This is a genomic window from Streptomyces sp. NPDC002773 (assembly GCF_040295605.1).
Taxonomy (GTDB): domain Bacteria; phylum Actinomycetota; class Actinomycetes; order Streptomycetales; family Streptomycetaceae; genus Streptomyces.
Map to the genome: position 1 here is coordinate 409,094 of NZ_JBEOVO010000001.1, position 15,506 is coordinate 424,599.

The window sequence follows — 15,506 nt, forward strand, 5'->3', positions numbered from 1 at the left end:
CCGGGGTGCGCGACAATGGGTCCATGACCGCGTTCACCCCTCTCGCCATCGGCCCGCACATCGTGCAGCCTCCGGTGGTGCTCGCCCCCATGGCCGGCATCACCAACGCCCCCTTCCGTACCCTCTGCCGCGAGTACAGCGGCGGCAAGGGACTGTTCGTGAGCGAGATGATCACGACGCGCGCCCTGGTCGAGCGCAACGAGAAGACGATGCAGCTCATCCGGTTCGACGAGACCGAGAGGCCGCGCTCGATCCAGCTCTACGGGGTGGACCCCGTGACCGTCGGCAAGGCCGTGCGGATGATCGTCGACGAGGACCTCGCCGACCACATCGACCTGAACTTCGGCTGCCCGGTCCCCAAGGTGACGCGGAAGGGCGGCGGCTCGGCCCTGCCCTACAAGCGGCCGCTGCTGCGGGCGATCCTGAACGAGGCCGTGACCAACGCGGGCGACCTGCCGGTCACGATGAAGATGCGCAAGGGCATCGACGACGACCACATCACGTACCTGGACGCGGGCCGGATCGCGGTCGAGGAGGGCGTCACGGCGATCGCCCTGCACGGCAGGACCGCCGCCCAGCACTACGGAGGCACCGCCGACTGGGACGCGATCGCGCGCCTCAAGGAGCACGTGCCCGAGATCCCGGTACTTGGCAACGGCGACATCTGGTCGGCCGACGACGCCCTGCGGATGATGCGGGAGACGGGCTGCGACGGCGTGGTCGTCGGGCGCGGCTGCCTGGGCCGCCCCTGGCTCTTCGGGGACCTGGTGGCGGGCTTCGAGGGCACCGGTTCCTATGCCCAGCCCGGTCTGCGGGAGGTCGCGGACGCGATGGTGCGGCACGCGCGACTCCTTGGCGAATGGCTGGGCGACGAGGCCCGTGGTGTCATCGACTTCCGCAAGCATGTGGCCTGGTACCTGAAGGGCTTCGCGGTGGGTTCCGAGATGCGCAAGAAGCTGGCGATCACCTCGTCCCTGGACGAGCTGCGCGCTCAGTTGAGCGAGCTGGACCTGGATCAGCCGTGGCCGGTGGGTGCCGACGGCCCTCGGGGTCGTACGTCCGGAAACAACCGGGTTGTCCTGCCGGACGGCTGGTTGAAGGACCCCTACGACTGCGCGGGAGTGGGCGAGGACGCCGAGCTGGACACGTCCGGCGGCTGAGATTCGGCCTCCCCTGAGGAGTGATCCTCGCCACCCTTGAGGGGGTGGGTGCTCAAACGAGCAGGTTACGAGCGGCTGCACTGCCTGAAAGGGTGGCACTGGGTGCCACCCTTTCTGCGTTCAAGACTTGAACGCAAGTGCTCGGATGCGCGCTCATGTGAGCGTGTTGCCTCTGCTTTCGGTCATGTCGCCTTCGGGCCGTGAAAGCGGAAGCTACTTCTCGGTTACTTTCGAAGTGCTGGCGGACGGGTGGTTACGGCCACGTGACCGCTAGGCGTACCTCCCCAGAAGCCTTCGATCTGGGTATGTTCCTCGCCGTCAGGGCAGCCAACCGAGTCATCGAGGAGTCGGGACCCGTGTCGGAAAACAATGATCAGAAGTTCGTGTACGACTTCACCGAGGGCAACAGGGACCTGAAGGACCTGCTCGGTGGCAAGGGCGCGAACCTGGCCGAGATGACCAACCTCGGTCTGCCGGTCCCCCCCGGGTTCACGATCACCACCGAGGCGTGCAAGGTCTACCTCGAGAGCGGCTCGGAGCCCGTGGCGCTCCGCGACGAGGTGTCCGCCCACCTCGACGCTCTCGAGAAGAAGATGGGCAAGAAGCTCGGCCAGGCCGACGACCCGCTGCTCGTCTCCGTGCGCTCGGGCGCCAAGTTCTCCATGCCGGGCATGATGGACACGGTCCTCAACATCGGGCTCTCCGACGAGTCCGTGGCCGGCCTCGCCCGCCAGGCCGACAACGAGCGCTTCGCGTGGGACTCGTACCGCCGGCTCATCCAGATGTTCGGCAAGACCGTCCTCGGTGTCGACGGCGAGCTCTTCGAGGACGCCCTCGACGAGGTCAAGACCGCGAAGAAGGTCGCCAGCGACACCGACCTCGACGCCGCCGACCTCAAGAAGGTCGTCAAGCAGTTCAAGAAGATCGTGAAGGCCGGGACCGGCCGCGACTTCCCCCAGGACCCGCGTGAGCAGATGGACCTCGCCATCGAGGCCGTCTTCAACTCCTGGAACACCGACCGCGCGAAGCTGTACCGCCGCCAGGAGCGCATCCCCGGCGACCTCGGCACCGCCGTCAACGTCTGCTCGATGGTCTTCGGCAACCTCGGCCCGGACTCCGGCACCGGTGTCGCCTTCACCCGCGACCCGGCCTCCGGCCACCAGGGCGTCTACGGCGACTACCTGCAGAACGCGCAGGGCGAGGACGTCGTCGCCGGTATCCGCAACACCGTGCCGCTGGCCGACCTCGAGTCGATCGACAAGACGTCGTACGACCAGCTGATGCACATCATGGAGACCCTGGAGACCCACTACAAGGATCTCTGCGACATCGAGTTCACCATCGAGCGCGGCCAGCTCTGGATGCTCCAGACCCGTGTCGGCAAGCGCACCGCCGGTGCCGCCTTCCGCATCGCCACCCAGCTCGTGGACCAGGGCCTGATCGACGAGGCCGAGGCGCTCCAGCGGGTCAACGGCGCGCAGCTCGCCCAGCTGATGTTCCCCAAGTTCGACGAGGACGCGAAGGCCGAGCAGATCGGGCGCGGCATCGCCGCCTCCCCGGGTGCCGCCGTCGGCAAGGCCGTCTTCGACTCGTACACCGCCGTCAAGTGGTCCCGGTCCGGCGAGAAGGTCATCCTGATCCGCCGTGAGACCAACCCGGACGACCTGGACGGCATGATCGCGGCCGAGGGCATCCTCACCTCGCGCGGCGGCAAGACCTCACACGCGGCCGTCGTCGCCCGCGGCATGGGCAAGACCTGTGTCTGCGGCGCCGAGGAGCTGGAGGTCGACACCAAGCGGCGCCGGATGACCACGGCCGACGGCCAGGTCGTCGAGGAGGGTGACGTCGTCTCCGTCGACGGCTCCACCGGCAAGGTCTACCTCGGTGAGGTACCCGTCGTGCCGTCTCCGGTCGTCGAGTACTTCGAGGGCCGGATGCACGCCGGCGCCGACGACGCCGACGAGCTCGTCGCCGCCGTCCACCGGATCATGGCCTACGCGGACCGCGTCCGCCGTCTCCGGGTCCGCGCCAACGCCGACAACGCCGAGGACGCCAACCGCGCCCGCCGCTTCGGCGCCCAGGGCATCGGCCTCTGCCGCACGGAGCACATGTTCCTCGGCGAGCGCCGCCAGTACGTCGAGCGGCTGATCCTCGCGGACACCGACGCCGAGCGCGACCAGGCCCTGGACGCCCTGCTGCCGCTCCAGCAGACGGACTTCGTCGAGCTCTTCGAGGCCATGGACGGGCTGCCCGTCACGGTCCGGCTGCTCGACCCGCCGCTGCACGAGTTCCTGCCCGACATCACCGAGCTCTCGGTGCGCGTCGCCCTCGCGGAGTCCCGCAAGGAGCCGCACGAGAACGACCTGCGCCTGCTCCAGGCCGTGCACCGGCTGCACGAGCAGAACCCGATGCTGGGTCTGCGCGGTGTCCGTCTCGGTCTGGTCATCCCCGGCCTGTTCACCATGCAGGTCCGGGCGATCGCCGAGGCCGCGGCGCAGCGCATCGACGCCAAGGGCGACCCGCGCGTCGAGATCATGATCCCGCTCGTCGGCACCGTCCAGGAGCTGGAGATCGTCCGCGAGGAGGCCGAGCAGGTCATCGCGGAGGTCCAGGCCCGTACCGGGGTGGAGCTCAAGCTGGCGCTCGGCACCATGATCGAGCTGCCGCGCGCCGCCGTGACCGCCGGTCAGATCGCCGAGGCCGCGGAGTTCTTCTCCTTCGGCACCAACGACCTGACCCAGACGGTGTGGGGCTTCTCCCGCGACGACGTGGAGGCCTCGTTCTTCACCGCGTACCTGGAGAAGGGCATCTTCGGCGTCAGCCCCTTCGAGACCATCGACAAGGACGGTGTCGGCGCGCTCGTGCGCAGCGCCGTCCAGGCCGGCCGGGCCACCCGCCCCGACATCAAGCTCGGTGTCTGCGGCGAGCACGGCGGTGACCCGGAGTCGGTGCACTTCTTCCACGAGGTGGGCCTCGACTACGTCTCCTGCTCGCCCTTCCGGATCCCGGTGGCGCGTCTGGAGGCCGGCCGCGCGGCGGCCGAGTCCAAGGGCAGCGACAGCCGCTGAGCCCTGCTGAACGGGGGGTCAGGAGCGGCGGTCGGGCCCTCCTGAACCCCCGTTCAGCAGCGGGAATCCACGGAACCACTCCGGTACGGCCGGGGGCGCCGTCGGTCACCTCACCACCCTCACCGGCGGGCGGCGGCTCCGGAATCACAGTGACGGGACGGACACCTTTGTGCGGAGGTGTCCGTCCCGTCGTTTGTTTGTTGAGCGGATGTGGGCGGTTGTTCAATTGCCCCTGATTGAATTATTGGCCATTAAACTTTTGGTTTCTCCGGCAAAGAACGGAGCGGGCGCGACCCCCGGATCCCCACCCGGAGGCCGCGCCCTTTACCGATGCCGGGCAGGTGAGCCGCAACCCTCGCCGACCGCCGCCGGACGCGCAAAGCCCCCCACGGTCTTCATCACGTCACCTCGGTCCTGAAGGTTTCCTGCCCGACCCGCACAGCTTTTCGTTTCGGCCCCGATTGCCGCGATGCTTTTCAACTGTGGCTGAAACACCCTGGTAACGTGCTGTGATGCTGTGCATACTCGTCGTCGGGGGTGGTTGCGAGTGCACAGGTGGGGACGTCATGCTGCGGATTCATTTCACCGGAAACGACCTGGCGGGGGTGCGGACGGCAGCCCGTCCGGATGTTCTGTGGGAAACAATTCTGAGTTTTCACCGTTTAAGGGACCGGCGCGGCTCCGTGGTCTACGGAGAATGGCGCTCCGAAACGCGGACGCGGCTCGGCGGTGAGACCCGGCTGCTCGCCGCGCTCGTCCCCAGCCGCGGTTATTTCCCGGACTTCCTGACGCCCGCGGAGGGCGTCCACGGGCTCGACGAGGGCCTCCAGGCGATCCGCGCGACCGGCTCCGGCCGGCTGCGCGCCGAGCTCTCGCTGCTGGCCGCGGACCGGTCGGGCGGCCGGACCGTACCCCACTCGCTCCGTGCCCTCGCCGACGGCGGCGCGGAGCCCTTCGACCGGCTCGTGGGGGCCCTGCGGAGCTACCACCGGGCGGCCGTCGAGCCGTACTGGCCGCACATCCGCGCCCGGGTCGAAGCCGACCGGGCCTGCCGCGGCCGGGCGCTCCTCGACGGCGGCGCGGACGAACTGCTCGCCTCGCTGCCGCCGATGCTGCGCTGGCGCGCGCCCGTCCTGGAGGCCGACTACCCGGTCGACCGGGACGTCCATCTCGACGGGCGGGGGCTGCTGCTCCAGCCTTCGTACTTCTGCCGGGGGACGCCGGTCGTGCTGCGCGACCCCGCGCTGCCGCCGGTCCTCGTCTACCCGGTCACCCACGGCGAGGCGCCGACCGTCCGGGCGCCCGGGGGCTCCTCGCTCGCCAAGCTGGTCGGCCAGACCCGCTCGGCGGTCCTGCACGCCATCGGCGACGGCGGTACGACGAGCGAACTGGCCCGCAGGGCCGGGGTGTCGCTCGCCTCGGCCAGTCAGCACGCGGGCGTCCTGCGCGAGGCGGGGCTCATCGCGACCCTGCGCCACGGCAACGCGGTCCTGCACACGCTCACGCCGTTGGGCGCCGCCCTGCTCGGCGGCGCCCAACGGACGGTGGACCTGCGGTGCTACGCGCGGAACGGGCCCGTCACCTCGTAGGTGATGCCGCCGGAGGAGCTGCCGCTCGTACCCCGCTGGCTGGAGAAGTACAGCCGCTTGCCGTCGGGGGAGAAGGCGGGGCCGCAGATCTCGGAGGAGGACTGGCCGTTGATCCGCAGGAACGGCGCCACGACGTCGGCCGGGGTGATCACGCAGATCTCCATGTTGCCGCCGTCCTCGGAGACGAACAGGTCGCCGGAGGTGGTGCCGGTGACGTTGTCGACACCGGTGAGCGGGGCGCCGCCGCCGGAGACGAGCGAGTCGTCGTAGGCCAGCTCGTAGGTGCCGGCGGCGAGGTTGACCTGCCAGACCCGGTTGTCGCCCTTGGTGGTGAACCAGACGGTGTCGTTCGCGTAGTAGCAGCCCTCGCCGCCGCTGAAGCGCTTGGCGCCGGAGACCTGGTTGCGGGTGGTGGTCGGGGAGCCGTCCGGGTCCGGCACGTTCTGCCAGGTGAACGTGCCGGAGGTGGCCGTGCCGGCCTTGAGGACCTGGAGGGTGCCGGAGGAGAGGTTGCCCCAGGTGGTCGGGAGGAACCGGTAGAAGCAGCCGTCCGTCTCGTCCTCGGTCAGGTAGATCGCCTTGCGGACCGGGTCGGCCGCGGCGGCCTCGTGCTTGAACCGGCCCATCGCGTCACGGCGGTAGCTGGTGCCGCCCCACGGGTTCGACTCGTAGACGTAGCCGAGGGAGACCTCCTCGCAGGACAGCCAGGTGTTCCACGGGGTGGCGCCGCCCGCGCAGTTCTGCCGGGTGTTGGAGAGGATGCGGTACGCGCCGGTGATGGCGCCCGCCGAGTTGAACTTCACCGCGCTCGCGCCGCCGCCCGGGTTGATCTCCGAGTTGGACACGTAGATCCAGCCCGTGCCGTCGACGAAACAGGCACCGCCGTCGGGGGCGTTGTGCCAGGTGTACGAGGTGCCGGCCACGGTCTGGCCGGACCGGGCGATCACCCGGCTGGTGAACCCGGCGGGCAGCAGGATGCCGTTCGAGTCCGCCGGGCCGAGCGCCCCGTAGGGGCCCGCGCCCGGCTGGGCGGGGGCGGCGAACGCCGCGCCGTGCCACAGGCTGCCGCCGAAGGCGGCGGCCGACGAGCCGATGACCGCTCCACGCAGGAAACTGCGTCGCTCCACGTCTCACTCCTGAGAAGGGTGGTGAACCGCCCCGCCGCACCGGTCGGCGGCAGGGTCGCGCTTCCGGAACCTAGGAGTACGGAGTTGACTGTGCATCAACAAGCGGTGAAGCGGAAGCGGCGGGCGGCGGGCAAAGACGACGGAAGCGGCGGGCGTGGGCGAAGACGGCGGTGGGCGCGGGGGGAGGACCTTCGGCACTTGGGGGAGGCGGGCCCGGCGGGGACACTGGGGGCATGCGCGCCACCCGGGACATCAGCGACCGCGACGACCTCGACGTCACTCTGCGCCGCTTCTACACGGCGGCCTTCGCCGACCCGCTCATCGGCCCCTTCTTCACCGAGATCGCCGGCACCGACCTGGAGGTCCACCTGCCGCGGATCACCGACTTCTGGGAGCGCGCCCTCTTCCGTACCGCCGCCTACGGGCGCGACGCGTTCGCCCCGCACGCCGCCCTCCACTCCGCCCGGCCGCTGACCGCCGCCCACTTCGGCCGCTGGGTCCAGCTCTGGCACGCCACCGTCGACGGCCTCCACGCCGGTCCCCGGGCCGAGCGGGCCAAGGAGCAGGGCGAGCGGATCGCCCTCGCCCTGCTGCGGCGCCTGGCCGGCCCCGGGGCGGAGACCGGCGGCGGGAGCGGGGGATTCGTCCCCTTGGCGGCACTGGAGCTGCGCTCGGTGGCCTGAGCGAGGGAATTTTCGAAGAATCCTCGGGAGAGCGATGAGTTCCGGGCGGGGCACCCGTCCTACTTCTGACAGCGCCGGAACGCACCGAGCGGGCCGGACCGAAGGAAGAGAGCACGCCATGGCCCCGCAGATGATCTTCGTGAACCTGCCCGTGAAGGACCTCGACGCGAGCAAGGCCTTCTTCGAGAAGCTCGGCTACTCCGCCAACCCCCAGTTCAGCGACGAGACCGCCGCGTGCATCGTCATCAGCGACACGATCTTCGCGATGCTCCTCACCGAGGAGAAGTTCGCCTCCTTCACGGCCCCCGGCAAGGAGATCTCCGACGCGACCAGGACCACCGAGGTCCTGCTCACCCTGAGCACCGAGAGCCGCGAGAAGTGCGACGAGCTGGCGGACGCCGCCCTCGCCGCGGGCGCCACCCCGGCGAAGGAGCCGATGGACCTCGGCTTCATGTACGGCCGGTCCTTCACCGACCTGGACGGCCACCACTGGGAGCTGTTCTGGATGGACCCGGCGGCCACCCAGGGCTGAGCCCCACGAGCCCCACGAGCCCCACGGGACCCACGGGTCCCACGGGTCCCACGGATGTCAGGCGGAGACGCCGCCGTCGATCACCAGGTCGGTGCCGACGGCGGAGCCCGCCGCGTCCGACGCGAGGTAGAGCACCGCGGCCGCCACCTCGGCGGCGGACGAGATGCGCCCCAGGGGCGACTGCTCCTTCATCCGGACCTCCCGCTCGGCCTCGGTCTCGCCGGGCAGCAGCGACATCGTCGACTCCGACGCACCCGGGCTGACCGCGTTGATACGGACCCCGTCGGCGATGTGGTCCAGGGCCGCCGCCCGGGTCATCGCCGAGACGGCCGCCTTCGACACCTGGTAGCCGAAGACCCCGGGGATGCGGACGTGCGGGCCCAGGTTCGAGGAGATGTTCACGATCGCCCCGCCGCCGTGCGCCCGCATGTGCGCGATCTCGGCCTGGAGGGCGTGCAGCACCCCCGTGACGTTGATGTCGAGCAGCGTCCGCCAGTCGTCCAGGGGGAAGTCGGCGGCGCTGTGACCGCCCCGGAAGACCCCCGCGTTGTTGACGGCCACGTCGAGACCGCCGAAGACCTCGACCGTACGCCGGACCAGCTCCCGGGTGGACTCGGCCCCGGCCACGTCGGCGGTGACGGCCGCGGCGGTCCCCCCGGCGGCCTCGATCAGGGCGACCGTCGCGTCGAGCGGCTCGGCCGTGCGGCCGGCGGCGACGACCTTCGCGCCCTCGGCGGCGAAGGCGAGCGCGATGGCCCGGCCGAGACCGGAACCGGCCCCGGTGACGAGGACGACACGGTCGGTGAAGCGTGCGGACATGGTTCGACTCCCTTGAGGAACGTGGATGGGTGAGGTGGTCACTTGGCGCGGAGAACGGCAGTGGCCAGCGCGGCGAAGAGGGCGGCGGCGGCCGCCACCGACACCGCGTCGCCGCCCAGGGTGAGCAGCGCGGCGAAGAGCACGGTCGGCCCGAGTTCCATCGCCGTGTTCAGGACGCCGCCCGCGAGCCCCGCCCGGTGCGCCGGGACGCCGTCGGTGGCCAGGACGGCGGCGCCCGCGAAGGACAGGGCGCCGCCGGCCGGCAGCAGGAGCAGCCCCGGCAGCAGCCCGTACGCGTACGGGACGGAGGCGTCGAAGCCCGTCGCGGCGAGGAGCCCGAGGCCCAGCGCCGCCGCTCCGAGTCCGGTCGCGGTCACCCGGCCGGGGCCGTACCGCCCGATCAGGGGGCCGGCGAGGCGCCCCGAGCCGAGCAGGACGGCCGCGAAGGGCACGAAGGCGGCGGAGGTGAGCAGTTCGTCCCAGCCGGGCCGCTCCTGGAGGGAGAGGGAGAGCAGGACGAAGACCGTGGCCGTGCCGGCGGCCGTGAGGCCGATCGCCGCGAGGCCCAGGACCCGGCGGCCGTCGCGCAGGAAGTCCGGGGGCAGCAGCGGGTCGGCGGTCCGCCGCTCCAGGGCCCCGAAGGCGACGAGCAGGGCGAGCCCGGCGACGAGGGGGAGCAGGACCGGCACGGAGCCCCAGGGGTGGGCGTCGGTGAGGACGAGCCCGTAGCTGGCGAGCGTGATGCCCGTGGTGGCGAGCAGGGCGCCCGGCAGGTCGAGTGACCGGCCCCGGCCCGGCGGCGTCGCCGGCAGCAGCCTGGGCGCGAGGAGGAGGGCGGCGAGGGCCACCGCGACGGGGACGGCGAAGGTGCCGCGCCAGGAGGTGGCGGCCGCGATCACCCCGGAGAGCAGGTTCCCCGCGGTCGCGCCGAACACGGAGAGACCGCCCCAGGTGGCCATCGCCCTGCCGTACGCGGCCGGTTCGGGGAGCAGGTGCCGGAGCACGGCCATCGCGGCGGGGGCGACGAGCGCCGCGCCCACGCCCTGGCCGAACCGGGCGGCGAGCAGCGACTCGTACCCCGGGGTGAGCGGGGCGAGGGTGGAGGCGGCGCCGAAGACCAGGAGTCCTGTGGTGAGGATCCGGCGCCCGCCGTAACGGTCGGCGAGCCGCCCGCCGAGGAGGAGCAGCCCGGCGAAGGTCAGCCCGTAGGCGGCGCTCAGCAGGATCAACTCGGCGCGTTCGAGCCGGAATTCGGCGCCGATGCGGGGGAGGGGGACGGCGAGGGAGGCGAGCGTGAAGATCAGTGTCATCTGCACACCGCCGAGCAGGGCGAAGCCGTACCGGGGCGATGCCCTCGTCACGGCGCTCCGGCGGCTCCCTGCGGCCCGCGCCGGACCAGCCTTCGTGTCGGCCATTCCGTCTCCCCCTCGACCTCTTGAACTTGACCGTACGTTCCAATATGAAGCCCGAAGAGAGGGCGCCCCGAGGGCGCCCGTTCCTCAGTCCAGCCGGCTCAGTGGTCCAGCAGGCTCAGTGCCTGTTCCGCCGCGTCCCGGACCCTCGCCGGGTCGCTCGACGCCTTGCCGACCACGCGGATGCCCTGGAGTAGTACCAGGAGCATCCGGGCCAGGGCCCGCGGATCGCGCCCGGCCGGGAGCTCGCCCCCGGCGCGGGCCCGGGTGAGCGCCGCGTACAGGAGCGTCTCGACCTGCTCCCAGCTGAGCTCGACCCGGCGCGCCACCACCGGGTCGTGCGGCCCGAGTTCCGCCGCCGAGTTGGTGACGAAGCAGCCGTTCAGGCGCTCCCCCTCCGTCGTCGCCTCGGCCGCGAAGCGGCGGACGAGCGTCCGGACGGCCGGCAGGGCGGGTCCCGGCGCGGACAGCTCCTCGACGAGCCGCGGATCGCGGGTCTCCAGGTAGCGGTCCATGGCCTTCAGGTACAGCTCGTGCTTGTTCCCGAAGGTCGCGTAGAGGCTGGCCCGGCCGATGCCGAGGTGCTCCACGAGGTCCGACATCGCCGTCGCCTCGTAGCCGCGCGCCCAGAACAGCTCAAGTGCGCCCTGGAGCGCGGCGTCCGGATCGAATTCCTTGGTCCTGGCCACGAGATGACCGTACGACTTTCTGGAACGATCGGTCAAGCAGTCTCGGTCGACTCACGTGGTGCGGACGGGATAGACCGCCACCGCGACCTCGTCGTCGTCCAGGCACCGCCCCGTCTCCAGGTCGAACCGCTGCTTCAGGAGGGGCGAGGCCACGAACGGACGTCCGTCCGCCGAGCCGACGAGCCCCCGGGACAGCACCTGCGCCCCGGAGAACGGGTCGCGGTTGTCGATCGCGTAGAGCCGCCCCGACCGGTCCCGGAAGACCGCCACCTGCCGGCCGTCCGGCAGCAGCGCCGCCACACCCCGGCCCGGGGTCAGCCGGGACTCCTCGCAGACTTCCACCCACGCGTCGGGGGAGGGGGAGACTTCGAGCGTCGTGGTGGTGAGGGAGGTGAGAGTCGTCGTCATCGGGAGGAAGCCCCTTCCAGAGTGCTGTTCGTCCTGCCGAGCGTCAGGATCGTGAGGTCCGGCTTGATCTGGTCGCGCTCCGGCACGAACTGGACCGTCGGGTCCGGCGACTCCGGCGCGTTCACGAAGGAGACGAAGCGCCGCAGCCGCTCCGGGTCGTCCAGGGTCTGCGCCCACTCGTCCCGGTAGTCCTCGACGTGCGCCGCCATGAGGGCCTCCAGCTCGTCGCAGAGCCCGAGCGAGTCGCGCACCACCACCTCCTTGAGGTGGTCGAGCCCGCCCTCCAGGCGCTCCAGCCACGTCGACGTCCGCTCAAGACGGTCCGCCGTCCGGATGTAGAACATCAGGAACCGGTCGATGAGCCGGATCAGTTCGGCGTCCGACAGGTCCTGCGCGAGCAGGTCCGCGTGGCGCGGGGTCGCGCCGCCGTTCCCGCCGACGTACAGGTTCCAGCCGTTGGCCGTCGCGATGATCCCGAAGTCCTTCGACTGGGCCTCGGCGCACTCGCGGGCGCAGCCCGAGACCGCCGACTTGAGCTTGTGCGGGGCGCGCAGGCCCCGGTAGCGCAGTTCGAGCTGGATCGCCATCTTCACCGAGTCCTGGACGCCGTACCGGCACCAGGTCTGCCCGACGCAGGACTTCACCGTGCGCAGCGACTTGCCGTACGCGTGCCCCGACTCGAAGCCCGCGTCCACGAGCCGGGTCCAGATCGCCGGGAGCTGGTCCACCCGGGCGCCGAAGAGGTCGATCCGCTGGCCGCCCGTGATCTTCGTGTAGAGGCCGTAGTCGCGGGCCACCTCGCCGATCACGATCAGCTTGTCCGGGGTGATCTCGCCGCCGGGGATGCGCGGCACGACCGAGTAGGAGCCGTTGCGCTGCATGTTGGCGAGGAAGTGGTCGTTGGTGTCCTGGAGGGAGGCCTGCTCGCCGTCGAGGATGTAGCCGCCCAAGCCGATCGTCGGGGCCAGGCTGGCCAGGATCGAGCCGACGGTCGGCTTGCAGACCTCGCAGCCCTCCCCGCCCTTGGCCCCGTCCCGTCCGTGCGAGTCGAGCAGCGCAGCGAACGAGGTGATCCGCAGGGTGCGGGCGATCTCGTACAGCTCGCTCCGGGTGTACGAGAAGCAGCCGCAGAGGCCCTTGTCCTTGGCCGCCGGCAGCAGCTTCTCGATGGTCTTGACGCAACTGCCGCAGCCCGTACCGGCCTTGGTGCACTTCTTCACCTCGGCGAGCGATTCGCACTGGCCGATCGCGTGCTTCGTCACGTTGTGGCAGGAGCAGATCACCGCGTCGTCCGGCAGCGCCGAGGGACCGAGCGCGACCGGCGCGCCGACCCCCGCCGGGAGCACCAGCTGCTCGGGGGAGACGGGCGGCACGGAGCCGGTCAGCGGCCGGAGCAGCCCGTACTGCTCGGCGTCACCGACGAGGACGCCGCCGAGCAGCACCCCGTCACCGGAGATCACCAGCTTCTTGTAGACACCCGAGCGGGAGTCCGAGTACACGACGTCGAGGCAGCCCTCGGCCGTGCCGTGCGCGTCGCCGAAGGAGGCCACGTCCACACCGAGCAACTTCAGCTTCGTCGACAGGTCGGCGCCGGTGAAGCTGGTCCCGACCTCGTCCGCCAGGGTCGCGGCCACCGTCAGCGCCATCTCGTAGCCCGGCGCCACCAGGCCGTACACCCGGCCGTCCGAGGCCAGCGCGCACTCGCCGATCGCGAACACCGCCGGGTCGGAGGTACGGCACTGCTCGTCGACCGCGATGCCGCCGCGCTCCCCGACGGTGAGGCCGCAGTCGCGGGCCAGCTGGTCCCGGGGGCGTACGCCCGCCGAGAACACCACCATGTCCGTGGCCAGCTCGGAGCCGTCGGACAGCTTCATGCCGGTCACGGCGCCGTCCGTCGTCACGACCTCCTGCGTGCCCGTCCCGGTGTGGACGGTCAGACCCATCCGCTCGATCGTGCGGAGCAGCGCGGCACCGCCGCCCTCGTCGACCTGCACCGGCATCAGGCGCGGCGCGAACTCCACGACGTGGGTGTCGAGCCCGAGGCCCTTCAGCGCGCCCGCCGCCTCAAGACCCAGCAGACCACCACCGACGACCGCGCCTGTCGTCGCCGTCTTCGCGTACTCCTCGATCGCGAGCAGGTCCTCGATCGTGCGGTACACGAAACAGCCGCGGGCGTCCTTGCCGGGGACCGGCGGCACGAACGGGAACGAGCCGGTGGCCAGGACGAGCGAGTCGTACGCGAAGACCCGGCCGGACCGGGCGGTGACCGTACGGGCCTCCCGGTCCACCGACTCCGCCGCGTCACCGACGTACAGCTCGATGCCGTGCTTCTCCATGAAGCCGGCCTCGACCATCGACAGGTCGTCGGGCGTCTTGCCGGAGAAGTACGAGGTCAGCTGGACGCGGTCGTAGGCCGGGCGCGGCTCCTCGCAGAGGACCACGACCCTGGCCCGCTCGGTGACGCCACGGTCGGCGAGCGACTCCAGGAAGCGCTGCCCGACCATTCCGTGGCCGACCAGGACGATCGTGGGGGTGTGTGCGGCCGTCATGTCAGCGCTCATGTCAGGAGCCTCCGTCGTGGGTGAGCAGGTGGAGCAGGGGGGCGTCGGGGAGGGCCTCGTCGCCCTCCCACGCCTGGGCGAGCGAGCCGACCGCGGCCAGATCGCCGAGGAGGACGCCCCCGACGAGCCGGTCCCCGCGGACGACGACCTTCCGGTACGCGCTGCGCGTGGCGTCGGTGAGCTGGACGACGTCGTCGCCCGGCTGCGGGGTGGCCTCGCCGAACGCGGCGAGGTCGAGGGGCTGGGCACCGCCGAGAGTGAGCCGGGTGAGGGCGCGGGTGCCGGTGTAGGCGGCGTCCGGGGCACCGGCGCCGGCCGTTGCCGTTTCGGCCTGGAGAACGGCCGCCAAGTGGTCTGCCTGTTCCAGGGCCGGGCCTGCCAGGCCGTAGACGCGGCCACCGTGCTCCGCGCAGTCGCCGACCGCGTGGATGTACGGATCCGAGGTCCGCAGCTCGCCGTCGACCAGGATCCCCCGGCCGACGTCAAGCCCCGCCTCTCGGGCGAGGGCGACCCGCGGCCGCACCCCGCACGCGAGCACCACGACCTGCGCGTCGAGGACGAAGCCGTCGGCCAGTTCGACCGCCGTCACCGCCCCGTCCCGCTGCCGCAGCCCGCTCACCCGGCACTCGGTGTGCACCTCGACCCCGAGCGCCTCCATGTGCTCGCGCAGCAGCTCCGATGCGTACGCGTCGAGTTGCCGTTCCATCAGGCGCTCGCCCTGCTGCGTGAGGACCACCTCCGCGCCGAGGGCCGCGAGGGCCCGCGCCGCCGAGACCCCGAGGAGGCCGCCGCCGATGACCACCGCCCGCACCCCGGGCCGGACCCGGTCGCGCAGCGCCAGGCAGTCGTCGAGCGTACGGAAGGCGTGGACGCCCTCCGGCAGCTCCGCCCCGCGCAGTCCGCGCAACGGCGGCAGCACCGGGTTGGAGCCCGTGGCCAGGACCAGCCGGTCGTAGCCGACGAGCGAGCCGTCCGCGCACTCCACCGTCCGCGCCGCCCGGTCGATCCGCACCGCCCGCACCCCGAGCCGTACCGGCTCCCGGGTCTCGGGCAGGGCGATCACCTCGGGGGCGTACCGCCCGGCGAGGACGTCGGCGAGCAGCACCCTGTTGTAAGGGGCGTGCGGCTCCTCGCCGAGGAGGGTGACGGGCAGGCGCTGGGCGAGCCGGGCGCCCGCCGTTCCGCCCCCGACCACCACGATCCGTGTACTCATACAGGGAAGCGTGCGCGGCCGGTGTTACCCGACGGCATCCCGACTGTTTCCCGTACGGAACGCTGATCTCCGCCCCCGGCCCGGCGCGCTGTGAGGCCCGGGCGGGAACAACCCGGCGTGGGCCTCGGCCCACGCCCGCGGTGCGGATCCGGCCGGCGGGGCCGGAGCTGCGGATTCCCGTATACACAACCTCAGAGACAGCTCAACGATCAGGCGATCGATGGACGGGCCAACGATCACCTCCC

General features: G+C 71.5%; 12 protein-coding genes. 5 read left to right on the plus strand and 7 right to left on the minus strand.

Annotated features, from left to right (window positions below; genetic code table 11):
* Nucleotides 1-23: 23 nt before the first annotated feature.
* The 3 genes from dusB (at nucleotide 24) to ABT034_RS01805 (ending at nucleotide 5,817) form a co-directional block, all read left to right on the plus strand.
* The gene (dusB, locus tag ABT034_RS01795; RefSeq protein ID WP_351210133.1) at nucleotides 24-1,160 is read left to right on the plus strand and encodes a tRNA dihydrouridine synthase DusB; all 1,137 of its coding nucleotides are present in this window, start codon (nucleotides 24-26) and stop codon (nucleotides 1,158-1,160) included.
* Nucleotides 1,161-1,516: 356 nt separating this feature from the next.
* Complete coding sequence (ppdK, locus tag ABT034_RS01800; RefSeq protein WP_351210135.1) at nucleotides 1,517-4,228, plus strand: pyruvate, phosphate dikinase; 2,712 nt, start codon at nucleotides 1,517-1,519, stop codon at nucleotides 4,226-4,228.
* 566 nt (nucleotides 4,229-4,794) lie between these two features.
* Nucleotides 4,795-5,817, plus strand: a complete 1,023-nt coding sequence (locus ABT034_RS01805; RefSeq protein WP_351210137.1) for an ArsR/SmtB family transcription factor — start codon at nucleotides 4,795-4,797, stop codon at nucleotides 5,815-5,817.
* On the opposite strand, the gene ABT034_RS01810 is transcribed toward ABT034_RS01805, so the two are convergent.
* Nucleotides 5,787-6,944 (minus strand): alkaline phosphatase PhoX, encoded by a 1,158-nt coding sequence (locus ABT034_RS01810; RefSeq protein ID WP_351210139.1) that lies wholly within the window; start codon nucleotides 6,942-6,944, stop codon nucleotides 5,787-5,789. The two genes, ABT034_RS01805 and ABT034_RS01810, sit on opposite strands and share 31 nt — an antisense overlap.
* Nucleotides 6,945-7,177: 233 nt before the next feature.
* Between ABT034_RS01810 and ABT034_RS01815 the strand changes: the two genes are divergently transcribed.
* Nucleotides 7,178-7,627, plus strand: a complete 450-nt coding sequence (locus ABT034_RS01815; RefSeq protein ID WP_351210141.1) for a group III truncated hemoglobin — start codon at nucleotides 7,178-7,180, stop codon at nucleotides 7,625-7,627.
* 118 nt (nucleotides 7,628-7,745) lie between these two features.
* Nucleotides 7,746-8,159: a VOC family protein gene (locus ABT034_RS01820; protein WP_351210143.1), complete on the plus strand. Its 414-nt coding sequence runs from the start codon at nucleotides 7,746-7,748 to the stop codon at nucleotides 8,157-8,159.
* Between the two features lie 57 nt (nucleotides 8,160-8,216).
* Here ABT034_RS01820 and ABT034_RS01825 read toward each other — a convergent pair whose 3' ends face one another.
* The 6 genes from ABT034_RS01825 to ABT034_RS01850 form a co-directional block, all read right to left on the minus strand.
* Nucleotides 8,217-8,978 (minus strand): SDR family NAD(P)-dependent oxidoreductase, encoded by a 762-nt coding sequence (locus tag ABT034_RS01825; RefSeq protein WP_351210145.1) that lies wholly within the window; start codon nucleotides 8,976-8,978, stop codon nucleotides 8,217-8,219.
* A gap of 38 nt (nucleotides 8,979-9,016) precedes the next feature.
* Complete coding sequence (locus ABT034_RS01830) at nucleotides 9,017-10,393, minus strand: MFS transporter (protein ID WP_502972772.1); 1,377 nt, start codon at nucleotides 10,391-10,393, stop codon at nucleotides 9,017-9,019.
* A 98-nt stretch (nucleotides 10,394-10,491) separates the two neighbouring features.
* Nucleotides 10,492-11,079 (minus strand): TetR/AcrR family transcriptional regulator, encoded by a 588-nt coding sequence (locus ABT034_RS01835; RefSeq protein WP_351210149.1) that lies wholly within the window; start codon nucleotides 11,077-11,079, stop codon nucleotides 10,492-10,494.
* Nucleotides 11,080-11,130: 51 nt separating this feature from the next.
* Entirely contained in the window at nucleotides 11,131-11,487 is a 357-nt protein-coding gene (nirD, locus tag ABT034_RS01840; protein WP_351210151.1) for a nitrite reductase small subunit NirD, read from the minus strand.
* Nucleotides 11,484-14,048 carry a nitrite reductase large subunit NirB gene (gene nirB / locus ABT034_RS01845; RefSeq protein WP_351210153.1) on the minus strand — a complete coding sequence of 855 codons (2,565 nt, stop codon included), beginning with the start codon at nucleotides 14,046-14,048 and terminating at the stop codon, nucleotides 11,484-11,486. The genes nirD and nirB overlap by 4 nt, the downstream gene beginning before the upstream one ends.
* Nucleotide 14,049: 1 nt before the next feature.
* On the minus strand, nucleotides 14,050-15,261 hold the full coding sequence (locus ABT034_RS01850) for an NAD(P)/FAD-dependent oxidoreductase (protein ID WP_351210155.1): 1,212 nt from the start codon (nucleotides 15,259-15,261) through the stop codon (nucleotides 14,050-14,052).
* Nucleotides 15,262-15,506 lie beyond the last annotated feature (245 nt).